The organism is Paeniglutamicibacter cryotolerans (assembly GCF_014190875.1).
Classification (GTDB): Bacteria; Actinomycetota; Actinomycetes; order Actinomycetales; family Micrococcaceae; genus Paeniglutamicibacter; species Paeniglutamicibacter cryotolerans.
The window spans coordinates 989,353-1,010,776 of sequence record NZ_JACHVS010000002.1; the positions used below are offsets into that span (position 1 = coordinate 989,353).

Genomic DNA, 21,424 nt, shown 5'->3' on the forward strand with positions numbered 1-21,424 from the left:
AATGTGACTTTACTTGAGAAAACCCGATCGTTCGACTTCTTTCGGTTTTTCAGCCTTTATATTCAAGTCTTTTCATCACGCTGCGCGGAAGGTAGTCCGCCACGTCTCCACCCAGCGCCTGGACTTCCTTGAGCAGGCTGGATGACAAATGGGAATAACGACTGTCCGCCGTGAGGTACACGGTTTCCACGCCCGTCAAATGCCTGTTCATGGCAGCCATCGGCGCCTCGTACTGGTAGTCGATGGTTGAGCGCAGTCCCTTCACGATGGCATCGGCGCCGTGGGATCGGCAGAAGTCGGCCAAGAGGCCGCCACCCATCGGCTCCACACTGATTCCGCGCAGTCCGCTGACCGTCTCGCGGACCATGGCCAGGCGCTCCTCCTCCGCGAAGCGGTACGCCTTCGAGTAGTTGGTCGACACGGCAACGATCACCTCGTCGAAGAGGTTACTGGCACGGGCGATGATTTCCACATGGCCATTGTGAATGGGGTCAAAGGATCCGGGGCAGACGGCGCGACGCATGCTTCGCAATCTATCAACATCCGGGACGAACGGCGGCGTTCCAGCACCTCGAAGGCAAATTCGTGTCGAACGGGACACCGATAATGCGCCTGCCGGACACCCGGGCTTGGGATACTTGGTGCATGTCTATCCTTTCTCCGTGGCAACGCACGGCCGCCGGCGCCAATCTCCTGTCAGCAGACAACCAATTGGGCGTCACGATCTTCGAGGAGATCACCACCCTGGCCAACCGCCATGGGGCCATCAACCTGGGCCAGGGCTTCCCCGATACCGAGGGCCCCGCTGCCATTGCCGAGATCGCCAAACAGGCCATCTCCGACGGACTGAACCAGTACGCCCCGGGGTCGGGCAGCCCCGACCTGCGCACGGCGGTCGCCGAGCACCAGGCCCGCTTCCACGGGCAGGTCCTCGACCCGGACACCGAGGTGGTGATCACCACCGGGGCCACCGAAGGCATAGCGGCAGCCGTGCTGGCCTTCGTCTCTTCCGGAGACGAGGTCGTGACCTTCGAGCCGTTCTACGACTCCTATGGTGCGACCATCGCCCTGTCCGGCGGCGTACACCGCACCGTCCCGCTGTTGGCGCCGGACTTCCAGCCCGACCCGGAGCAGTTGTCCTCCGTCGTGTCGGACAGGACCCGGATGATCATCCTGAACAACCCGCACAACCCGACCGGCGCCGTCTTCGGCCGCGAGGTGCTCGAGCATATCGTTGCGCTGGCCATCAAGCACGATGCGCTGATCCTCTCCGACGAGGTGTACGAGCACCTGACCTTCGGCGTCGAGCACATCCCGGTTTCCACGCTGGAGGGCGCCGGTGACCGGACGCTGACCCTGTCCTCGGCCGGCAAGACCTTCTCCTTCACCGGATGGAAGGTCGGCTGGGCTACCGGCCCGGCGCATCTGGTCGCCGCGCTGCGCACCGTCAAGCAATTCCTGAGCTACAGCTCCGGTCCGGCCTTCCAACCAGCGGTCGCAGCAGCACTGCGCCTGCCGACCGGTTTCTTCACCGGCTTTGCCGCCGATCTCGGCGCCCGCGGTGAAATCCTTGCCACGGGCCTGGACCAAGCCGGGATGACCGTCTACCGGCCACGGGGAACCTACTTCATCGTCGCCGACGTGGCACCACTGGGCTTCACTGACGCGGCGGTGCTGGCCCGCTCCATGCCGGAACTGATCGGCGTCGCCGGAATCCCGCTTTCGGTCTTCTGCCACCCGGAGGGAGCGGACCGTACCCGCTCACTGATGCGCTTTGCCTTCTGCAAGCGCGAAGACGTCCTGATCGAGGCCTCGCGCCGGTTGTCGCGGCTCAGCGACCTGGTGGGTGCCTGAGATGGCCAAGCCCATGAAGCGTTGGCTCTCCGGGTTCGGTTCCCACGCAACGCTCGAACCTGACTCGTTCGTCGAAGGGGCCTGGGTCCTGTCCATCGGCGATGCCGAGCAATCCCATGTGAACCTCGAGCACCCCGGGGAGATCTTCTATGAATACCTGCGCCGGTTGGCCAACCACATTGACGTGTTCGCCGAGCCGGGGACGCCGCTGCGCGTCCTGCACCTGGGCGCCGGCGCACTGACGCTGGCCCGCTACATCCAGGCCACCCGACCGGGCAGCCACCAGGTGGCTGTGGATTCCGAACGCGAGCTGCTCGGCTTCGTCCTTGACGCGCTGCCGCTGGCCCCGGGCACGGACTGCCAGGTGCTCATCGGCGATGCCCGCGGCGTGCTCGGCGGCAAACTGGCCACCGAGGTGTTCGACGTGATCGTGCTGGACATCTTCAGCGGCTGGGATGCGCCGGACCACCTGACCGGGCCCGATTTCTACGCCGAGATGGCGGCGCTCCTTGATCCTGCGGGCATTGTGCTGATCAATGTGGGAGACGATCCCCCACTGACCTTCGCCGATGCGCAAATCAGTGCGGTCTCCGAGGTCTTTGCCCAGGTGAGCTCCGCCGCGGCGCCCGAGCTGTTCAGCCGGCGCTACCCGGGCAACATGATCCTGATGGGCACCAACGCATCCTGGCCGGCCGATGCGCTGGCCCGGCTGGCCAGCCTCGGTCCGCACCCGGGCACCGTGCTAGTCGGCGCCGATCTCGACCGGTTCGGCAAACCATAGCCGCGTTTCCCCGTACTTCTTCTCGGCGAACCGGACCATGGTTTCGGGCCATGCCGGTTCGGCCGAGCGGGAGGAACGCTCCACGACGACGGTGGCCCCCTGCTCCAGCAGCAGGGACAGCCGCTTCAGCGACTCGGCCAGCTGGTCCTCTGTCAGCGGGTACGGCGGGTCCATGAAGACCAGGTCCCAGCTGCGGCCCCGGCTTCCGCCGGGCACCGGGGCGAACGACTCGAGCACCGCATCGACGCTGCCCTTGCGCACTGATACGACCTCCGCCTTCAGGCCCTTGTTCACACCGGTCGCATTGAGCTGGCACACGGCAGCGGCCTTGGGTGCCAGTTCCACCAGCAGCACGCTGCGTGCGCCGCGGCTCGCCGCCTCGGCGCCCAGCGAACCGGACCCGGCGAAAAGGTCAAGGACGCGGGCGCCCTGGAGTGCATCGTAGCTTTCGAGCCGAGAAAAGAGCGCCTCCTTGACCCGGTCCGTGGTGGGACGCGTGGCGTCTCCGGGCACGGATGTGAGCGTCTGTCCGCCCAATGCCCCTGCAATGATTCGGGTCATTCCGCTAGCCTCTTTCCAAAAATGCCTGCATGTCTTCGTCCACCCATTCGCCGACCGAGCGGGCCAGCGCGGGATACCTGCTCAGTTCCCGGTCCCCGGCGATCAGGGATTCGGCCTCGGCGCGGGCCTTGGCAATGGTCTTTGCGTGTTTCATCACGCGCAGCAGCCGCAACGTCGATTTGCTGCCCGACTGGCTCGCGCCCAGGATGTCTCCCTCCCGGCGTTCCTCCAGGTCCGCCTCGGCCAGCTCGAACCCGTCGGTGGTCGACTGGACGGCATTGAGCCTGGCCATCGAGGGGTGGTCCGTCGGCAGCCAGCTGGCCAGCAGGCAGGTTCCGGCGTTCTGGCCACGACCGATGCGCCCACGCAGCTGGTGCAGCTGGGAAATCCCGAACGAATCGGCATCCACCACGACCATCAGCGTGGCGTTGGGAACATCCACGCCGACCTCGATCACCGTCGTGGACACCAGGATCTGCGTCCGCGCCTGTTCGAAGTCCACCATGGCCGCGCGTTTGGCATCGGCCGGCAGCTTGCCGTGGAGCACCCCGATGCCCACCCCGTCGAAGGCCGAATTGCCCTTGAGCAACTCGAGCATCTTCTCGACCGTCATCGAGGGAGGCTTATCGCTCTTGGGCGCCGGCTTCCTGCCGGTCACCGGTGGTTCGGCGTCGGGGTCCAGCAGCTCGGCATCCTCTTCCAGGGCCACCTCGGTGATGCGCGGGCACACCACGTAGACCTGGTGGCCGTGGGAGACGACCTCTCGCATCAGCCCGAACATCCGGGACCTGAAGCGCTCATCATTCAGCGGGACCAGGTGGGTGGTGATCGGCGCCCGCCCGAACGGGAGCCCGCGCATCAGGCTGACCTCCAGGTCGCCGAACACCGTCATGGCCACGGTGCGCGGGATCGGCGTTGCCGTCATCACGAGCATGTGCGGCGGGTTCAGCGCCTTGTTGCGCAGCACGTCGCGCTGCTCGACGCCGAAGCGGTGCTGCTCGTCGACCACTATCAGCCCGAGGTCGGCGAAGGACACCGTGTCCGAGAGCAGCGCATGGGTGCCCACCAGGATCCCGGTCTCGCCGCTGGCCGCACGCAGCAGCACTTCCTTCTTCTTCGAGGCGGTCATCGACCCGGTGAGCAGGTCCACCCGGGTGCCCTGTTCCGCCGAGCCGAGCATCCCCGGCTCGGCCATCGGGCCCAGGGCACGGCGGATCGAATGGTAGTGCTGCTGGGCCAGGACCTCCGTCGGGGCCAGCAGAGCCGCCTGTCCACCGGAGTCGATGACCTGCAGCATGGCGCGTACCGCCACGAAGGTCTTGCCGGAGCCGACCTCACCCTGCAGCAGCCGGTTCATCGGGTAGCCGCGGACCAGGTCATCGGCGATCTCCCTGCCGGCGAGCAGCTGCCCGTCGGTGAGCTCGAACGGGAGCTGCTCATCGAAGCGGGCAAGCAGGCCATCGGGTCTCCCCTGCCGGTTCACCGCCTCCTGTTCATGCCGGTAGGCCCGGCGCGCGACCAGGGCCAACTGCAGGTGCAGCGCCTCCTCGAAGACGAAGCGGTGCCGTGCCCGCATCGCGTCCGGGACCTGCGCCGGACGGTGGATGGTCCGCAGCGCCTCGCACCGTCCCAGCAGGCCGTGGCGCTTGAGCACGGCGCCGGGAATCATTTCGGGGAAGCCTGCCTCGGTGACCCCGTCAAGCAGGATCTCCAGCACGTCGCGGATCTTCTTGTTCGGCAGCTTCGCCGTTGCCGGGTAGATCGGGATCGGTTTCGGGTCGGCGTCCTGCGCCTGTTCGAGCACCGAAAAGTCCGGTTGGGCCAGTTCGAGGTGCTGCTGGAAATGCCCGACCTTGCCGTTGAACATCGCAACGGTGCCGGGAACAAGCTGCTTGCGCGCGTCGTAGCCGTTGAAGAAGGTCATCCGGATCCGGCCCTGTTCGGGTCCCAGCGCGTCCTTGACGACGACTTCAATGAGGAAGCCGCGGCGGCTGTGCATGCGCCTTTCGCTGACCGATTCGACCTCGGCGACGATGGTCACCTCCTCGCCGAACGGCAGCGAGGCGATATGCGAGAGTTCCCCGACGTCCAGGTACCGGCGCGGGTAGTGCCCGAGCATCTCACCGCACAGGGTGTAGCCGAAGGCCTGCTCGACCTTGCGCGCCGAGGCCGCACCGATGACCCGCTCGAGCGGGGTTTCGGGGGTGATGTCAAACTGTTCAGCCATCGTGCGAGCAGAGGTCCGTGACCGATATGTTGACCGGTGAGCCGTGTTTCCGAATGACCTCCAGCGCATGCTCGGCGACCGGGGTGTGCACGTGGACCCGCCAGCGGTAGCCGTTTTCCGTGGGGTTGACCGGGCTCATGATCACCGAGTCGCCCACCGCGTCGAGCTGGCCGCGCAGGGTGGCGGCCTCGAGCGGATCGAGCGTGATGGTGCACATGACTTCGACGCCCTCCACCGGCAAGGCCGTGGCGTGGATGTGCGGGTCCTGGATGCCATAGCCGTGCAGCCCGGAATACGCGTCGGCATCGACCACTGTGCCCGTTACCACCGCGTGGAGCTCGTCGAGCATGATCAGCATGCCCACCGCCCCGGCATCGACCACTTTGGCGCGGGTGAGCGGGTCGAGCAGGGCCTCGGTGGAGATAACCGCGGCGCGCGAGGCGATGCGGACCGCCTCGAGCACCTCGATCAGCGCGGCCTTGGAGGAGATATCCGAGCCCGGGGCACGGGCGACCCGTGCCGCCGCCTGGGCAGCTGCGGCAAAGACCGAGAGCATGGTGCCGGGCACCGGCTCGCTGAGAGCCGACCAGGCCCTGACCTTGGCCCGTTCCAGGGCCTGGGCCAGGACCGCCGCACCGAGGCGCTCGTGGCCCATCAACGGCTCGGCAAAGCCGGCCAGGAAGACCGCCAGCAGGGTCCCGGAGTTGCCGCGGGCAGATTCCATGGCGGCTCGCGACGCCAGGGTCAGCAGTTCGCCCACGTCGTTGGTTTCCCAACGCGATACCGCATCCTGCGCGGTGCGGGCCGTCAGATACAGGTTGCTACCGGTATCACCGTCCGCAACGGGGAAGATGTTGATGGCGTTGAGGCGGTCGCTGTGGTTGCCCAGCGCCTTGACACACCGCTCAAGCCACTGGGCCATCGCTTCCGCATTCGTATGGATCTTCAAACTCATCGGGGCTGAGGCACCAATCCTTGTTAGAGGTCGTGGCTCTTGAGGAACGCCGCCATGTTGTCATTCTTCAGGGCCTTGGCCATGTCATCGATGGCGTTCATGTCGGGAACCACGATGGACTGTACACCGTCGGGCGAGCGGCCGGTGCCCTTGGTGGGAAGCGTGAAGAAGTGCATGGAGCCGGGGCGCACGCCGCCCATGGAGGCGGCGATCTGGCCGATCTTCAGCGCATCCAGCGAATCGTCCACGGCGATGTACGGGGAAATCTCGGAGACCACGTCGGAAATCCGGCCCGGGTTCAACAGCGTGTCCTTGGCCAGCAGCTCACCGAGCACCGACTTGATGAACTGCTGCTGGTTGCGCACGCGCTGGTAGTCGCCGTCCTTGAACGCATGGCGTTCACGCACGAAGGCCAGCGCCTCCTTGCCGTCCATCAGCTGCGGACCCTTGGCAAAGTGCTGCCCGTGGAGCTGATCGGAGTTGAACGGAATCGGGTTGTCGATCATCACGCCGCCGAGCGCATCGGTCAGCCCCTTGAAGCTCTCGAAGTCGATGGACGCCACGTGGTCGATCCTGGTTCCGAGCAGTTCCTCGAGGGTCTGCACCGCCAACGGCACGCCGCCGAGGGCGAAGGCGGCGTTGATCTTATGCTCGCCCTTGCCCGGGATGTTCAGCCAGGTGTCACGCATGATCGAGGTGACGTAGACGCCCTTGCGGTTCTTCGGAATGTGCACGAGCATCATGGTGTCCGAGCGTCCGCCGTTGGGGATGCTCGCCAGGTTCTCCCCCGGGGCATTGGCTGCCCGGGTGTCGTTGCCCAGCAGCAGGATGTTCACGGCGCCGGTCGACTGCGGACGGTTTTCCTCGGCCGGGAAGGCATCATGGATCTTCTGCGACTGTCCGTCGAAGGAACGAGCCAACGAGAAGAGGTAGCCGCCGGCGGCCAAAGCGGCAATGAGCACCAGGGCGATGGCCCCGAAGATGATCATCCTCACGGGACGACGCTTCTTCGGTTCGTCCTCATACTGCTCTTCTTGCTCGTAGCCCTGGTAGCCCTCGTAGCTCATGAATTCCTCTTCGTTGTTCGACATGCCTTACACATCCTAGTCATGTAGGACGACCGGTAAGCTGTTTAAGTGCCAAGATTGATCGACGAGAACGTCTCCCCCGAAGAATCCGGAAGTACCGACCCGCGAATCCGGCCCCGATTCGCCCGCCCCGTGGCGATCGCCGCGCTGGCCGCGGCGCTGCTGTCCATGACCGCCTGCGCGCCCATCGCCACGGTTCAACCGGCCGACGACGCGGCGAACCCGCTCTGTGCGCAGATGATGGTGCAGCTCCCGCAGGAGATCTCCGGGCAGGCGCTGCGCAAGACAAACAGCCAGGCCACAGCCGTCTGGGGCGAACCCTCCCAGCTGGTGCTGCGCTGCGGCGTAGTGCCCCCGGCACCCTCGAGCGATCCCTGCGTGAGCGTCAACGGGGTCGACTGGCTGGCCAAGGAGGGTAAATTGGCCAAGGACGGTGAAAGGACGTGGACGCTGACCACCTACGGGCGGACGCCTGCCACCGAGCTGCTCTTCGACCCGCAGCAGATCCCCTCCAGCACCGTGCTGGCAACCCTTTCCGGCGCCGCAGCCAAGATCCCCGCCCAGCGCCAGTGCTCCAACGTGGAAAAGACGGTAGACGTTCCCTGACCGGTCACTGGCCGCCACGCCAATGGCACCTGCGTCCCTCACGCGAGCCATGCGGCATCGACACGGCAGGGACGAGGCACCCCGGAAGTCCTCGTGCCGCACGAAAACCCCGGGCATGCCCTGGATGCACTGCCGGTTCCAAGGCGGCCCGGGGCCGCTTGCTGGCGTTTCTAGCGCAGGCCGGTCTTGCGGTTCAGTCCGAGCCAGATCAGCTCGTCGATCAGTTCCGCGTAACCGATGCCCGTCTGCTCCCACATGTGCGGGTACATGCTCGAGGGCGTGAAGCCGGGCATGGTGTTGATCTCATTGATCACCCAGCGGCCGTCCGGGGTGTAGAAGAAGTCGACCCGCGACAGGCCCTCGGCGTTCACCGCGTCGAACGCCCTCACGGCGAGTTCGCGCAATTCCGCGATGGCATCCTCGGGCAGGGCGGCCGGGCAGCTGAGCTGCGCGGCATTCCCGTCGACGTACTTGGCCTCGAAGTCGTAGAAGCCATGGCCACCCTCGGCCACCGCGATCTCACCGGGCAGCGATGAACGTGCGGGCAGCGCGCCGCGGCCCTCGAGCACGCCGCATTCGATTTCGCGGCCGACGATCCCGGATTCGATGACCACCTTGGGGTCGTGGATCCGAGCGGCTTCGATGGCCGCCTCCAGCCCGGCCGGATCCTGGACCATGCTGATGCCCACCGATGAGCCGGCCCGGGCCGGCTTCACGAACAGCGGGTAGGCCAGGTGCGCGGCCGAAGCCAGTGCGGCCGCGCGGTCGCGCTGCCATTGCTTGTCGGTGATCACCACGTAGGGGCCGACCTCGAAGCCGGCCGCCTCGAAGACGACCTTCATGAAGTGCTTGTCCATGCCGATGGCGCTGGCGGCGATGCCGGAGCCCACATAGGGGACATCGGCCAGTTCGAGCATGCCTTGGAGTGATCCGTCCTCGCCGAACGGGCCGTGCAGCAGCGGGAAGACCAGGTCCACGGAGCCCAGGCTGCGTACCGCGTGATCGGCGTTGCTGGAGAGCAGTTCTGCCGTTCCGGCCTCGGCCGAGATGCGCAGCAGCTCCTCTCCGCGCGCGACCTCCGGTGCGGCGCCGGAACGCAGCGACCAGGCAGCCGGATCGGCGCCAACCAGGGTCCACTCCCCCGTGCGGGTGATGCCCACGGGCACCACCTCGTACTTGTCGCGGTCGATCGCCTGCATGACGCCGGCTGCCGTCACGCAGCTGACCGGGTGTTCGGAGGAGCGGCCGCCGAAGAGCAGGACGATGCGGGGTTTGCTGGTGGCGGTATCGCTCACTTGGTTTCTCCTTCAGATTTCAATTCCCGGCCCAGGAGCCGTGCTGCCATGTTCTCCACGCTCAGCGCGCCCTCGAGCACCATGACCACGGCCTCGGCAATGGGCACCTCGACGCCGCGGGCCTGGGCCAGGTCGAGGACCGCACGGGCCGATTTGATCCCCTCGGCCGTCTGCGTCATGCGCTCGTTGACCTCGTGCAGGGTCAGGCCCTGGCCGAGCAGTCGGCCTGCCGTGTTGTTGCGCGAGAGCGAGGACGAGCAGGTTGCCACGAGGTCCCCGAGCCCGGCGAGGCCCGAGAGCGTCTCCAGCTTGCCGCCCAGGGCCAGGGCCAGCCGGGTGGTTTCGGCCAGGCCGCGGGTGATCACCGACGACTTGGTGTTGTCTCCCATGCCCATGCCGTCGCAAATGCCCACGGCCAGGGCGATGATGTTCTTGACGATGCCTCCGAGCTCCACGCCGATGACATCGCAATTCGTGTAGGGACGGAAGTAGCTGGCCGAGCAGGCCTGCGCGATCCAGGCGGCAGTGTCCTCGTCGCTGCAGGCCACCACGGAGGCGGTGGGCTGGCAGCGGGCGATCTCCATGGCGAGGTTCGGCCCGGAGAGCACGGCGATGGATGCCGGATCGGCGCCGAGCTCCTGGGCGATGACCTCGCTCATGCGCATGTCGGTTCCGCGTTCCAGGCCCTTCATCAGCGAGACAAGCACCGCATCGGCCGGGATCAGCTCCCGGCAGGCACGCAGCTGTTCGCGCAGCGACTGGGCGGGGACGGCGAGCACCACGATCTGGGCTCCGCCGAGCACCTGCGCCAGGTCCGCGGAGGCGGTGATGTTTCCCGGCAGCAGGGTGTCACGCAGGTAGCGGGTGTTCGTATGGCGGGTGTTGATTTCCGTAGCCACCTCGGCACGCCTGGCCCAAAGCTGGATGCCGGTCCCGTGCGGGGCGCCGGCATCGGCCATCACCTTGGCGAAGGTGGTGCCCCAACTTCCAGCACCCAATACCGCGATCTTCTTAGGCGCTGGCCTCATCTAGTTGTCTCCTGGTTTATCTTCGCCGTTGCCGGCCTGTTTGGATTGATTCTTATTCTTACCGGACTCGAAGTCCCTTCCCTGTCCGGATTGTCCGTGCTTGGCCGGATCCCACACCTCGGCCGGGGGCTGTTGCCCGCGCAGCAGGGCCATCTCGGCGGTGAGCGCCGCGATGATCCGGCCGGTTGCCTCATCGAGCACGCTGCGGGTCAGGGGTCCGCCGCGCAGGTCCTCGAGGTCCACCGGGGATCCGACTTTGACCGTGACCCGCTTGCGCGGGAACGGGTGGAGTTTCTTGGCATAGCGCGGCAGCAGTTCCTGGGCACCCCAATGGGCCATCGGCACCACGGGGGCACCGGTCTGCAGGGCAAGTCGCGCCGCGCCGGTATGCCCGCGCATGGGCCAGAGCTCCGGATCCCGGGTCAGCGTGCCCTCGGGGTAGATGATGATGACCCCGTTCGCGTCGAGCGCCTCGCGGGCCGCGACCAGCGAGCGGCTGGCCCCGGCGGAGGAACGCTCCACCGGGATCTGCCGGGTGCCGCGCAGCACGGCTCCGAGCACGGGCACCGTGAAAAGCGATTCCTTGGCCAGGTAACGCGGGTAGCGCCCGTTGGAGTAGACCGCGTGGCCGACCACCAGCGGATCAATCTCCGTCACATGGTTCGGGCACACGATCACGCCGCCGGCGGGCAACGTGTCGAAGCCCTGCCAGGTGCGGCCCAGGAGCACGTTCATGATGGGCCGCACCACGCCGGCCGCCAGGGCAAAGGCGAACCGGGTTCCCGCTGTTTCCTTGGTCATCTGGGTCCTAGGCGGTTTTGGCCAGCTCGGCGAGTTCGACCCGGGCGCCCAGGCCGATCAGCTTCTCCATGAACTTCTCGTAGCCGCGGTTGATCAGCTCGATGCCCGTCACGTGGCTGGTCCCCTCCGCCGCGAGGGCGGCGATCAAGTGCGAGAAGCCGCCGCGCAGGTCCGGCACGTCGATGTCCGCGCCCTTGAGCTTCACGGGTCCGGAGATGATCGCCGAGTGCTGGAAGTTGCGCTGGCCGAACCGGCACGGGATGGCACCGAGGCATTCGCGGTGCAGCTGCACCGAGGCGCCCATGGTGACCAGGGCATCGGTGAAGCCGAACCGGTTCTCGTAGACGGTTTCATGCACGATCGACACGCCGTCGGCCTGGGTCAGCGCCACGACCAGCGGCTGCTGCCAGTCGGTCATGAAGCCCGGGTGGACGTCGGTCTCCAGCACCAGCGGGTTCAGCGGCCCGCCAGGGTGGAAGAAGCGGATGCCGTCGTCGGTGACCTCGAACTCGCCGCCGATCTTGCGGTAGGTGTTCAGGAACGCGGTAAGGTCGCGCTGGACCGCACCCTCGACGAAGATGTCGCCCTTGGTGACCAGGGCGGCAGAGGCCCAGGAGGCCGACTCGTTGCGGTCCGGCAGGGCCTTGTGGTTGTAGCCCTTGAGCGTGGGGACGCCCTCGATGCGGATGGTGCGGTCGTTCTGGACGACGATGATCGCGCCCATCTTCTGCAGCAGCGCAATCAAGTCAAGGATTTCAGGCTCCACGGCGGCACCGACGAGTTCGGTGGTGCCCGCGGCGCGGACGGCGGTGAGCAGCACCTGTTCGGTGGCACCGACGCTCGGGTAGGGCAGTGAGACCTTCGCGCCCTTCAGGCCCTCGGGAGCCGAAATGGCAATGCCACCGGGGCGCTTGTCGACGATCGCTCCAAACTGGCGCAGCACGTTCAGGTGGTAGTCGATCGGGCGGTCGCCGATGCGGCAGCCGCCCAGATCGGGAATGAAGGCCTCGCCGATGCTGTGGATCAGCGGACCGCAGAAGAGGATCGGGATGCGGGAGTCACCGGCATGGGCGTCGATTTCGTTCGACGGCGCCGTCTTTGCAGCGGTCGGATCCAGGGTCAGGTCACCGGTGGCCTCGTCCTTGGACACGAGCACACCGTGGATCTTGAGCAGGCTGGTCACGACCGCGACATCCTTGATCTCGGGCACGTTGCGCAGCACCGAGGGGGAATCGCCGAGCAGCGCCGCGACCATGGCCTTGGGCACGAGGTTTTTCGCACCTCGAACTGTCACTTTGCCCTTGAGCGGAACGCCGCCATGAATCGTTAGGACTTTGCCCATGAACTTATGAACCTCACCGCTTGTATTGGCCCCGGGTTCCGGGGGTTAGACCTAGTAAGCATACAGCCCCCGCCATTGGCGGAGGCCGGATCCCGCCTTCGACGAAGGCCGCGGCGCTCCCGCCGGCCCCGGGCTCAAGGCCCGGAACCGGCGTCGCGGCGGGCCGTGGCCCGGTCAACACGCCGATGGCGTGGTTCTGCTCACGCGCTAGTCGCGTACCGGCAGCGTCAGCGGCTTGTACCCAGGCCGGTGCGCCTCGAATTCGGTGATGTCGCCCTCATGCTTCAGGGTCAGGCCGATGTCATCCAGGCCCTCCAGCAGGCGCCAGCGGGTGTAGTCGTCGATCTGGAACGGGGCGATGATCGAACCGCAGGTGACGGTGCGTGAGGTCAAGTCCACGGTGACCTGCGTGCCCGGGTGGTTTTCGATCTCCTTCCAGATCAGCTCGATGTCGGACTGCGCCACCTCGGCGGCGACCAGTCCCTGCTTGCCGGAGTTGCCGCGGAAGATGTCGGCGAAGCGCGAGGAGAGCACGGCCTTGAAGCCGTAGTCCTTCAGCGCCCAGACGGCGTGCTCGCGCGAGGAGCCGGTGCCGAAGTCCGGTCCTGCGACCAGCACCGAGCCGGTGCTGAACGGTTCGGTGTTCAGGATGAACGAGGGGTCCTTGCGCCATCCGGCGAACAGTGCGTCCTCGAACCCGGTGCGGGTGATCCGCTTCAGGTATACGGCGGGGATGATCTGGTCGGTATCGATGTTGCTCTGGCGCAGGGGAACGCCGGTTCCCGTGTGGCTGGTGAATTTCTCCATGGCGGTGATCCTTAGACTGCTACGGGAATGGACAGGTCGGACGGGGAAGAGAGCGTGCCGCGCACCGCAGTGGCGGCAGCGACCTGCGGGGAGACCAGGTGGGTGCGTCCACCCTTGCCCTGGCGTCCCTCGAAGTTGCGGTTCGAGGTCGAGGCACAGCGTTCGCGCTCGGCCAGCTGGTCCGGGTTCATGCCCAGGCACATCGAGCAGCCGGCAAAGCGCCACTCGGCACCGAAGTCCTTGAAGACCTTATCCAGGCCCTCGGCCTCGGCCTCGAGGCGGACGCGGGCGGAGCCCGGAACCACGATCATGCGGATTGCCGGGTCCTTTTCGCGGCCCTTGATGATGGCAGCTGCGGCGCGCAGGTCTTCCATGCGGCTATTGGTACAGGAACCCAGGAAGACCGTGTCGACGCGGATGTCCTTCATCGGGGTACCGGCGCTCAGGCCCATGTACTCCAGCGCGCGTTCGCAGGCCGCGCGGGCATTCTCGTCATCGAAGTCCTGGGGCGAGGGGACCTTCTCCGAGAGCGAGACACCCTGGCCCGGGTTGGTGCCCCAGGTGACGAACGGCTCCAGCTTATCGGCGTCGAGGTAGACCTCGGCGTCGAAGACGGCATCCGCATCGGTGTGCAGCGCCTTCCAGTCGGTGAGGGCGGCATCCCAGTCGGAACCCCGGGGCGCGTGCGGACGGCCCTGCAGGTAGTCGAAGGTGATCTGGTCCGGGGCCACCATGCCGGCGCGGGCGCCAGCCTCGATGGACATGTTGCAGATGGTCATGCGCGCCTCCATCGACAGCGCGCGGATCGCCGAACCGCGGTATTCGAGCACATAGCCCTGGCCGCCGCCGGTACCGATCTTGGCGATGACCGCCAGGATGATGTCCTTGGCACTGACGCCGGGCTTCAGCGCGCCCTCGACATTGATGGCCATGGTCTTGAAGGGCTTCAGCGAGAGCGACTGGGTGGCCATGACGTGCTCGACCTCGGAGGTGCCGATGCCGAAAGCCAGGGCACCAAAGGCTCCATGGGTGGAGGTGTGGGAGTCGCCGCAGACCACCGTCATGCCCGGCTGGGTCAGACCCAGCTGCGGGCCGACCACGTGGACGATGCCCTGTTCCTTGTCGCCCAGGGAGTGCAGGCGCACGCCGAACTCGGCGCAGTTCTTGCGCAGGGTTTCGATCTGCGTACGGCTGGTCAGGTCGGCAATCGGCTTGTCGATGTCCAGCGTGGGGGTGTTGTGGTCCTCGGTGGCGATGGTGAGGTCGGGGCGGCGCAGCCCGCGACCGGCCAAGCGCAGGCCCTCGAACGCCTGCGGCGAGGTGACTTCATGCACCAAGTGCAGGTCGATGTAGATCAGGTCGGGCTGGCGCGCCTCTCCGGAGCCCTCGCCCTGGCGCACCACGTGTGCACCCCATACCTTTTCGGCCAACGTTTGCGCTGCCTGATGAGCGGCCATAACCGACTCCCTCCTTGGGTAGACATCCTCTTGCCTCAAGCAAACCACCGAGGCGGGCGTAATATCCAACACGCAGACTTGCATCTCAAATAATGAGACGGCAATATCATAGTATGGACACTTCAAGCGGAGTCGGCGTGATCGACAAGGCGGCCCTCGTGCTCAACGCACTCGAGGCCGGACCCACGACATTGGCTCAGCTCGTGGCTGCCACCGGCATTTCACGGCCCACGGTGCACCGGCTGGCGCAGGCGCTTGCCCACCACCGGCTGGTCGGCAAGGACATCCACGGCCGCTTCGTGCTCGGCAGCCGCCTGGTCGAACTAGCCTCCGCGGCCGGGGAGGACCGGCTCATCGCCGCAGCTGCACCGCTGCTCATCGCCCTGCGCGACGCCACGGGCGAAAGCACCCAGGTCTTCCGCCGCCAAGGCGACTTCCGCGTCTGCGTCGCCTCCGCCGAACGGCCCGTGGGCCTGCGCGACACCATCCCCGTCGGAACCCAGCTCTCCATGAAGGCCGGCTCCGCCGCCCAGGTGCTTCTTGCCTGGGAGGACCACGAGCGGCTGCTCGACGGACTGACCGGCGCCCGCTTCACCCCCACCATCCTGGCCGGTGTGCGCCGGCGCGGGTGGGCCCAGTCCCTGGGCGAACGCGAACCGGGCGTCGCCTCGGTCTCGGCCCCCGTCCGCGGGCCCTCCGGCCGGGTCATTGCCGCCGTGTCGATCTCCGGTCCCATCGAGCGACTCTCCCGGCAGCCGGGCCGCGTGCACCAGGAGGTCGTCGTGCAGACGGCCAACACGCTCTCGGAGGCGTTGAAGAAGTCCAGCGAATAGGCGGATCGGCGCGGCTGCTAGCCGCCGAAGTGGTCGTAGCCCAGGAACGCACCCAGCGGCGCCCCATCGATGGTGCAGCCACCGGCCGTTCCTGCCACCACATCTCCGATTTGCCTGAACCCGGAAGGCAATTCAACGTCCCGGCCGAAGGTGGCCAGCAGCCCGTGGTCCTCTCCCCCGCCGAGCACCCACGTCAGGGCCTCCACGCCCAGGCCCCCGGCCACCGGTTCCAGGGCCAGGGCATCGGGGGCCAACGCCGCCGATTCCAGGGCCAGGACGACACCGCTGGCCGCAGCGAGCCGGGCCCCATCGCGGCCCAGCCCGTCCGAGAGGTCCATCATCGCCGTGGCACCGGCCGCTGCGGCAGCTGGTCCCGCTGCCAGCGGTGGACGCGGACGGGCCTGCAGGCCCACGAGCCGCGCCTCCTGTTCATTCCAGCCACCGGGCCCCCGGGAGGATTCGAGCAGCGCGAGCCCAGCCGCGCCGGCGCCCAGGATCCCGCAGACGGCCACCACGTCGCCGGGACGCGCACCGGAGCGCAGCAGCGGCGCCGCGCCCGCCAGGTCACCGGTCACAGCGGCTGTGATGGAGATTTCCCGTCCACGGCCGAGGTCTCCCCCGGCGATCGCGCAGCGCATCGCTCCCAGCTCGCGCACCGCCGCACTGAATCCATCGGCGAGGTCCTCGACCCAGCCAACCGGGGTTTCGTGGGGCAGCGTCAGGCTGATCACCGCCGCCGTGGCAACGGCCCCCATGGCATTGATGTCCGAGAGGTTCTGCGCTGCTGACTTCCAGCCCACGTCGTATCCGCTGCTGGAGTAGCCCGAGGCCCACGTGAGCCGGAAATCCTGGTCCTGGACCAGGGTGTCGACGCTGAAGACGAATCGGCCGTCGGGTGCACCGATCATTGCCGCATCGTCACCGGGGCCCAGGAGCGCCTGCGCCCCGCGCAGGCGCGGCAGGATGCGGGCCAGGAGCCCCGATTCACCCAGTTTTCCGACGGTCGACTGCTCATCCGCGGGCACGGGCCACTGCCTGTTGGAACTCATTGAGGCGTTCTATCTCTTCCTTCACGGGCAGGATGATATCCTGCAGGGCTACCAGCCCGATGGATGCTTCAAGTTTCTTGTGCGCCGCACGGGCACGCGCCGCAGCCGAAATCCGTGCTGCGAATCCGGTGAGGATGCCCAGCATGATTCCCAGCAGCACGCCGCCCACCAGCATAAGCGTGGGCACCGGGAATCCCTGAACCGCTGGGACGTCGGGCAGCTTTACCTGCAGGAACCCGGCGACGGCATAGGCGCCGAGCCAAAGGGCACCGCCGAGGGCGGCCAGCAGCGAGAGCCACTGGATCACCGAGGCCACCGGCCACCACCAGGATCCCCGGCCGGCACCGATTGGGGTGCCGGCGATGGCCCGGTCCAGGTCCCCGGGAAGCGAACGCGCATGTGAGCGTGCAGCGGCGCGGATCGCCGGCGCCCAGGCCTCCGGCGCGGTGCGTGCCGCCGCGTCGGCATAACCACGTACCGTCGCGTCCCTGCGCGCGTTCGCCGCCGCGCCCGGTGCCGGAAGCGAGGTCCGGTTGACCTCGGGGTTCACCCCGGCAGCCTTGAGGTTGAGCCGGCGCAACGGATCCGGCCGGATCCGCCCGAGCCAACGGGTCACCGGCCACCCGGTCCGTGCCGCCGCGTCCATCCGGTAGGACTTCGCCACGGCATCCGTCACGGTCCCGATGCCCGCAGCCTCGCCGAGCTCGCTGGCCAACAGCTTCTCGGCCCCGGTGCCCGGCGCCGTATGCAGGACCGGCGGATCAGCCACACCGCGGCCGATCCTTGCGGCGCTGTCCCCCACATCGGCCAGCAACCGAGCGGTGGAGGCAGTGCGTTCGGCTGTCACGGCTGCGATGGTCGAACGCAGCACATCGATGCCGTTTCCTGTCGTGGTCGATGTCGGGATGACCCGGACTCCGTCCAGCCCGTCAGCCGCAAGGATGTCGGCCAGGGAGTCGAGCACCGGTTGCCGTTGGTGATCGCGCAACCGATCGATCTGGTTCAGCGCCACCAGCGTCACGGCGCCATGGGATGCCAGCGGCGCGATGAAACCGCGGTGGATGGCGGCGTCGGCGTATTTCTGCGGGTCCAACACCCACACCAGCACGTCGACCTGTCCGGCCAGGCGCTGCGCCGTTTCACGGTGCTCGGCGGCGGTGGAGTCGAAGTCCGGGAGGTCCAGCAGGATCAGCCCGCCGACCTCGCGGTCCCCGCCGAAGAAGCCGCCCTTGCGCAGCAGCAACGGATCGGCAATCACGTGGCGCTGAGCCACGCGCAGCCAGTCCAGGATCGGTTCGCTGCCGATCGGTCCCCAGATCGCTGCCCTGGCCTCGGAGGTGGTGGGTCGTATGACGCCGACACGGGCCAGTTCGGCGCCGGCCACGGCATTGAACAGCGAGGACTTTCCGCTGCCCGTGGCACCGAAGAACCCGACCACCGTGTGCTCCCCGGAGAGCGAGCGCCGGGTCGAAGCCCGTTCCAATAATTCGAGCACAGCATCTGCATCGACCTCGGCGATCCGCCCCTCGCCCAGGGCATGGGCCGCTTCCAGCGCCTCGAGACGCTGGACCAGGGGCGTGTCGGGCGCTTCCCGACGCCGCCGGCTCATGCGCGCTCCCCCGAGGAGAGTTTTTCCAACTGCCCGGAGTAGCTGTCGAAATCGGCCGCCGTCGGCGCACCGGGCGGCGGCAAAAGCAGCTTCCGGAAGCGCTCGGCCTCCGTGTCGAGCAGTGCCTGCGTACGCTCTTCGAGCGACTGCCTGGCTCGCGTGGAGAGTCGTCGCACCGCGTCCTCTCCGAAGATCGCCTCCAGCAGCTTCTGTCCGACCACCGCCGAACCCCCGGCGATGCCGACCTCCAGGCCGGTGAGCCCGGCGGTCGAGGCGAAGACCACGATCATCAGGGCCGCCGCAACACCGTTGATGCCGAAGGAGACCATGCGGGCATGTTTGCGTTTGTCGGCGCCTTCGGCGGCAATGACGTCCATCAGGTCCTTTTGCCAGGCACGTATTTCCGCTGCCGCACGGGGACCGAATCCCTCGTCCGGGGCCGCCAGATCGACGGCCTCCAGCAGGCGGCGTCCAGCGGGATCGGACCGCCAGTGCCGGGCCGCTTCCTCGCAGGCATTGGCGTTCGCCTCGACGATCACCGCGTGCAGCCCGGTCTCGATGGCTTCGCCCACGGTGGCTGCAGGTTTGGGTTTGCCGCTGAAAAACGCGCCGATGCGGTCCCGCATCCGACCGATTCCCGTTTCCAGTGACCGGAAGAATTCCCCGGTTCCCACAAAGTCCTGCCATCGGGCCAGGACCTCACCACGCAGCAACGTGCCGTCGGTGGTGGCAGCAACGATCGTTTCCCCCGCGACGTCGAAGGCGGCATCGACCACCCTGGCCAGGTCGCGGCGCGCCGCCTCCTGGCCGGAGAGGGCCTCGCTGATGGCCGCCGCCGTGCCTGCCAGCCCTGCCACTGTTCCGGCGAGTGTCTGCCGGGCGACGCAGCGGCGGGCCCCGGCATCGGCCGCCAGTCCATCCAGCCAGGACTTGAGCTCAATCGCGCTGGTGGCGGGGAGCATGTCCAATCCATCGAGTTCGGCCTCGGCAACGGCGAAAATCCGCGCCTCGCCCAGTCCCTCGCATCGAAGCATTGAACGCAGGTCGGCGGTGATTTCGGACTCAACTCCTGCGGGGATCCGATCAAGCACCACGGAGACCATGATCCGGCGCCGCGCCGCCTCGGCCAGCAGCTTCCAGGGCACGGCATCAGCGTAGCGGTTGGCCGTGGTCACGAAGATCCACAGGTCGGCCGCCGCCAGCAGCTGGTTGGCCAGGCGGCGGTTCTCATCGGACACCGAGTCGATGTCCGGCGCATCCAGAAGCGCTATGCCCGCAGGGACCTCCGAATCGGCGATCAGGATCAGCGAGCCGATGGCGCCGGTGTCCGGGTTCGCCCCGACGCGGTCGGCGGGCAGCGGCGCACCGCCTGGTTGCGGCGGGTCGGTGACGCGGGCCAGGCTGGGCAGGATGCGTCCGTCAGTGAGCCAACGGGCATCGGAGGGGTGGTGCAGCAGGACGGGCTGGCGGGTCGTGGGTCTGATGGCACCGGCCCGGGTGACCGGGCGTCCAACCAGCGCATTGACCAAGGTCGACTTCCCCGAGCCGGTGGATCCTCCCACCACGGCCAACAACGGGGCCTCCAGTGATGCGTAGCGGGGAAGGATGTAGTCGTCGAGCTGTTCCAGTGCGGCAGCAGCCGCCCGCCGGGCCTCGGCAACGCCGGGAACAGCCAGTGGCAGCGAAATCCTGGCAAGTGAGGCCCTCACGTCCGCGAGCAGCGCGAGGGCCCTCTGGTCGGCCGGCGCGGTCTCCGGGGTCGCGCCCGGGTCGGCGCCATGTGCAGTAGTCACTGTTACATCATGCCAAATGAATCCGGCATTCGGTCTGGTCCGCAGGATCATTCATCCCGGGCATGGCAAAAAGGTCCCGGAAAATATCCGAAACCTTTTTTATGTGATCCCAGCGGGATTCGAACCCGCGTTACCGCCGTGAGAGGGCAGCGTACTAGGCCGCTATACGATGGGACCTTGATACTGACAATGTTTTAGGGCTATTGCAGCCCGATTCAAATGAATCGTGATCCCAGCGGGATTCGAACCCGCGTTACCGCCGTGAGAGGGCAGCGTACTAGGCCGCTATACGATGGGACCGTATGCTCTGCTCGAAGGGCTTTCACCCCCCAAGCAGACCGGCCTTCGCTTTCGCGAAGACCGTAGCGCTGGGGTACCAGGACTCGAACCTAGAATGTTGGTACCAGAAACCAGTGTGTTGCCAATTACACCATACCCCACAGCGCTGATCTGCTCTCCGGCTTTCTTTTCGAAAGCTTTCCTGCGCCTCAGCACGAGAAATAACTTTACAGAGCTTTCCGGGAAACCACAAATCGGGTCCTCCCCCACCTTAGGGCTGCACTAAAACCCCTGAATTCCGCGGATCATGAGGCCCAGAAAGGTCAGGTCAGACAGGGTTCCGAAGACGTTTATTTTGAGATCTGGGTCACGCTCAAGCAGTAGGGCAGGCAACCCCGCAGCCTTAGCTCCCTGCACATCGTTGATCGGGTTGTCCCCCACATAAAGGGTTTCGCTGGGAGCGGTGCCCAACAAGGCCGCCCCGGCAAGGAATGGACGAGGATCCGGCTTCGGGGCCCCGGCCGTATCGGAGCCGACCAGCACGGTAATGCGTTCAAGGCCGGCGGCCTTGAGCTTGCCGCGCTGGTATTCCTCGACGTTGTTGCTCACCGCGCCGTAGGGAATGCCCAGGGCGTCCAGTTCGTCCAGGCAGGCGTGCACGTCGTCGAACGGCGCCCAGGAGGCGCGGATGGCTTTCTCGTAGTCCGAGCTCCAGGTTTCCAACCCAGCCGCCTCCGGGGAGGGGACGCCAACCATGGCGTAGGCGCGGTGGATGCGTTCGATGCGCTGGCCGATGAAGGAAAGCTCCCCGGCCATATAGCGCTCATAGTGCCCCCCGCCATCCCGGGCGTAGTCGTCGGCGGCCGCGTTCCGGTCCTGCGCCCGCACGCCGGCGAAGTCGGTGGCGGTCTGCCGGTGGAATCCAGCCAGCGCTGCAGAGCGCAGGTCAACCAGTGTGTCGTCGATATCAAAGAGGACACCCCCGATCCTCGTGACCCCCGCCAGGTGGAGGGTGGCCGCCAGATCGGGGGCGTTCTCTTTGCTGCTCATTGGTGTTGG

At 66.9% G+C, this 21,424-nt stretch carries 19 protein-coding genes and 3 tRNA genes; 4 read left to right on the forward strand and 18 right to left on the reverse strand.

What is annotated here, in order from left to right:
• Positions 1–49: 49 nt before the first annotated feature.
• Positions 50–523 carry a pantetheine-phosphate adenylyltransferase gene (gene coaD / locus E9229_RS17690; protein WP_183512978.1) on the reverse strand — a complete coding sequence of 158 codons (474 nt, stop codon included), beginning with the start codon at positions 521–523 and terminating at the stop codon, positions 50–52.
• A gap of 122 nt (positions 524–645) precedes the next feature.
• Between coaD and E9229_RS17695 the strand changes: the two genes are divergently transcribed.
• Both E9229_RS17695 and E9229_RS17700 read left to right on the forward strand, forming a co-directional pair.
• Positions 646–1,854: an aminotransferase class I/II-fold pyridoxal phosphate-dependent enzyme gene (locus tag E9229_RS17695; protein WP_183512979.1), complete on the forward strand. Its 1,209-nt coding sequence runs from the start codon at positions 646–648 to the stop codon at positions 1,852–1,854.
• 1 nt (position 1,855) lies between these two features.
• Positions 1,856–2,635 carry a spermidine synthase gene (locus tag E9229_RS17700; protein WP_183512980.1) on the forward strand — a complete coding sequence of 260 codons (780 nt, stop codon included), beginning with the start codon at positions 1,856–1,858 and terminating at the stop codon, positions 2,633–2,635.
• Here the strand turns inward: E9229_RS17700 and rsmD are convergent.
• The 4 genes from rsmD to E9229_RS17720 are packed head-to-tail and all read right to left on the reverse strand — an operon-like array spanning position 2,597 to position 7,469.
• The gene (gene rsmD, locus E9229_RS17705) at positions 2,597–3,196 is read right to left on the reverse strand and encodes a 16S rRNA (guanine(966)-N(2))-methyltransferase RsmD (protein ID WP_183512981.1); all 600 of its coding nucleotides are present in this window, start codon (positions 3,194–3,196) and stop codon (positions 2,597–2,599) included. The genes E9229_RS17700 and rsmD overlap by 39 nt on opposite strands.
• Positions 3,197–3,200: 4 nt before the next feature.
• Positions 3,201–5,423 (reverse strand): ATP-dependent DNA helicase RecG, encoded by a 2,223-nt coding sequence (locus tag E9229_RS17710; protein WP_183512983.1) that lies wholly within the window; start codon positions 5,421–5,423, stop codon positions 3,201–3,203.
• The gene (locus E9229_RS17715) at positions 5,416–6,378 is read right to left on the reverse strand and encodes a DAK2 domain-containing protein (protein WP_246380846.1); all 963 of its coding nucleotides are present in this window, start codon (positions 6,376–6,378) and stop codon (positions 5,416–5,418) included. Before E9229_RS17715 ends, E9229_RS17710 begins: the two co-directional genes overlap by 8 nt.
• A 23-nt stretch (positions 6,379–6,401) precedes the next feature.
• On the reverse strand, positions 6,402–7,469 hold the full coding sequence (locus E9229_RS17720; RefSeq protein WP_246380847.1) for an LCP family protein: 1,068 nt from the start codon (positions 7,467–7,469) through the stop codon (positions 6,402–6,404).
• 105 nt (positions 7,470–7,574) lie between these two features.
• On the opposite strand from E9229_RS17720, the gene E9229_RS17725 reads away from it, so the two are divergent.
• Positions 7,575–8,072: a DUF3515 domain-containing protein gene (locus E9229_RS17725; RefSeq protein ID WP_312855755.1), complete on the forward strand. Its 498-nt coding sequence runs from the start codon at positions 7,575–7,577 to the stop codon at positions 8,070–8,072.
• A 170-nt stretch (positions 8,073–8,242) separates the two neighbouring features.
• On the opposite strand, the gene E9229_RS17730 is transcribed toward E9229_RS17725, so the two are convergent.
• The 6 genes from E9229_RS17730 to leuC form a co-directional block, all read right to left on the reverse strand.
• Positions 8,243–9,367, reverse strand: coding sequence for a D-alanine--D-alanine ligase family protein (locus E9229_RS17730; protein WP_183512984.1), 1,125 nt, complete (start codon positions 9,365–9,367; stop codon positions 8,243–8,245).
• Entirely contained in the window at positions 9,364–10,395 is a 1,032-nt protein-coding gene (locus tag E9229_RS17735; RefSeq protein WP_183512985.1) for an NAD(P)H-dependent glycerol-3-phosphate dehydrogenase, read from the reverse strand. Before E9229_RS17735 ends, E9229_RS17730 begins: the two co-directional genes overlap by 4 nt.
• The gene (locus E9229_RS17740) at positions 10,396–11,196 is read right to left on the reverse strand and encodes a lysophospholipid acyltransferase family protein (RefSeq protein ID WP_183512986.1); all 801 of its coding nucleotides are present in this window, start codon (positions 11,194–11,196) and stop codon (positions 10,396–10,398) included. It lies immediately after the preceding gene.
• Between the two features lie 7 nt (positions 11,197–11,203).
• Complete coding sequence (gene murA / locus E9229_RS17745) at positions 11,204–12,538, reverse strand: UDP-N-acetylglucosamine 1-carboxyvinyltransferase (RefSeq protein WP_183512988.1); 1,335 nt, start codon at positions 12,536–12,538, stop codon at positions 11,204–11,206.
• A 207-nt stretch (positions 12,539–12,745) separates the two neighbouring features.
• Positions 12,746–13,345, reverse strand: a complete 600-nt coding sequence (gene leuD / locus E9229_RS17750) for a 3-isopropylmalate dehydratase small subunit (protein WP_183512989.1) — start codon at positions 13,343–13,345, stop codon at positions 12,746–12,748.
• 11 nt (positions 13,346–13,356) lie between these two features.
• Positions 13,357–14,802 carry a 3-isopropylmalate dehydratase large subunit gene (leuC, locus tag E9229_RS17755; protein WP_183512990.1) on the reverse strand — a complete coding sequence of 482 codons (1,446 nt, stop codon included), beginning with the start codon at positions 14,800–14,802 and terminating at the stop codon, positions 13,357–13,359.
• Between the two features lie 113 nt (positions 14,803–14,915).
• On the opposite strand from leuC, the gene E9229_RS17760 reads away from it, so the two are divergent.
• Complete coding sequence (locus E9229_RS17760) at positions 14,916–15,635, forward strand: IclR family transcriptional regulator (protein ID WP_183512991.1); 720 nt, start codon at positions 14,916–14,918, stop codon at positions 15,633–15,635.
• A gap of 17 nt (positions 15,636–15,652) precedes the next feature.
• Here the strand turns inward: E9229_RS17760 and thiL are convergent, their stop codons facing one another.
• The 7 genes from thiL to E9229_RS17795 form a co-directional block, all read right to left on the reverse strand.
• Positions 15,653–16,684, reverse strand: coding sequence for a thiamine-phosphate kinase (gene thiL / locus E9229_RS17765; protein ID WP_183512992.1), 1,032 nt, complete (start codon positions 16,682–16,684; stop codon positions 15,653–15,655).
• A complete protein-coding gene (locus tag E9229_RS17770; RefSeq protein ID WP_183512993.1) occupies positions 16,647–18,293 on the reverse strand; it encodes a GTPase family protein in 1,647 nt (548 codons plus the stop codon). Before E9229_RS17770 ends, thiL begins: the two co-directional genes overlap by 38 nt.
• On the reverse strand, positions 18,290–20,137 hold the full coding sequence (locus E9229_RS17775) for a dynamin family protein (protein ID WP_183512995.1): 1,848 nt from the start codon (positions 20,135–20,137) through the stop codon (positions 18,290–18,292). The genes E9229_RS17770 and E9229_RS17775 overlap by 4 nt, the downstream gene beginning before the upstream one ends.
• Positions 20,138–20,190: 53 nt before the next feature.
• Positions 20,191–20,263 (reverse strand) — tRNA-Glu (locus E9229_RS17780).
• A gap of 50 nt (positions 20,264–20,313) precedes the next feature.
• Positions 20,314–20,386, reverse strand: a tRNA-Glu gene (locus E9229_RS17785).
• A gap of 68 nt (positions 20,387–20,454) precedes the next feature.
• A tRNA-Gln gene (locus tag E9229_RS17790) sits at positions 20,455–20,526 on the reverse strand.
• A 121-nt stretch (positions 20,527–20,647) separates the two neighbouring features.
• On the reverse strand, positions 20,648–21,415 hold the full coding sequence (locus tag E9229_RS17795) for an HAD family hydrolase (protein ID WP_183512996.1): 768 nt from the start codon (positions 21,413–21,415) through the stop codon (positions 20,648–20,650).
• Between the last annotated feature and the right edge of the window lie 9 nt (positions 21,416–21,424).

Coding starts and splice junctions, on each gene's coding strand:
- coaD (WP_183512978.1), bottom strand. CDS start 523: ATGCGTCGCGCCGTCTGCCCCGGATCCTTTGACCCCATTCACAATGGC.
- E9229_RS17695 (WP_183512979.1), top strand. CDS start 646: ATGTCTATCCTTTCTCCGTGGCAACGCACGGCCGCCGGCGCCAATCTC.
- E9229_RS17700 (WP_183512980.1), top strand. CDS start 1,856: ATGGCCAAGCCCATGAAGCGTTGGCTCTCCGGGTTCGGTTCCCACGCA.
- rsmD (WP_183512981.1), bottom strand. CDS start 3,196: ATGACCCGAATCATTGCAGGGGCATTGGGCGGACAGACGCTCACATCC.
- E9229_RS17710 (WP_183512983.1), bottom strand. CDS start 5,423: ATGGCTGAACAGTTTGACATCACCCCCGAAACCCCGCTCGAGCGGGTC.
- E9229_RS17715 (WP_246380846.1), bottom strand. CDS start 6,378: ATGAGTTTGAAGATCCATACGAATGCGGAAGCGATGGCCCAGTGGCTT.
- E9229_RS17720 (WP_246380847.1), bottom strand. CDS start 7,469: ATGTCGAACAACGAAGAGGAATTCATGAGCTACGAGGGCTACCAGGGC.
- E9229_RS17735 (WP_183512985.1), bottom strand. CDS start 10,395: ATGAGGCCAGCGCCTAAGAAGATCGCGGTATTGGGTGCTGGAAGTTGG.
- E9229_RS17740 (WP_183512986.1), bottom strand. CDS start 11,196: ATGACCAAGGAAACAGCGGGAACCCGGTTCGCCTTTGCCCTGGCGGCC.
- murA (WP_183512988.1), bottom strand. CDS start 12,538: ATGGGCAAAGTCCTAACGATTCATGGCGGCGTTCCGCTCAAGGGCAAA.
- leuD (WP_183512989.1), bottom strand. CDS start 13,345: ATGGAGAAATTCACCAGCCACACGGGAACCGGCGTTCCCCTGCGCCAG.
- leuC (WP_183512990.1), bottom strand. CDS start 14,802: ATGGCCGCTCATCAGGCAGCGCAAACGTTGGCCGAAAAGGTATGGGGT.
- E9229_RS17760 (WP_183512991.1), top strand. CDS start 14,916: ATGGACACTTCAAGCGGAGTCGGCGTGATCGACAAGGCGGCCCTCGTG.
- thiL (WP_183512992.1), bottom strand. CDS start 16,684: ATGAGTTCCAACAGGCAGTGGCCCGTGCCCGCGGATGAGCAGTCGACC.
- E9229_RS17770 (WP_183512993.1), bottom strand. CDS start 18,293: ATGAGCCGGCGGCGTCGGGAAGCGCCCGACACGCCCCTGGTCCAGCGT.
- E9229_RS17775 (WP_183512995.1), bottom strand. CDS start 20,137: ATGATCCTGCGGACCAGACCGAATGCCGGATTCATTTGGCATGATGTA.
- E9229_RS17795 (WP_183512996.1), bottom strand. CDS start 21,415: ATGAGCAGCAAAGAGAACGCCCCCGATCTGGCGGCCACCCTCCACCTG.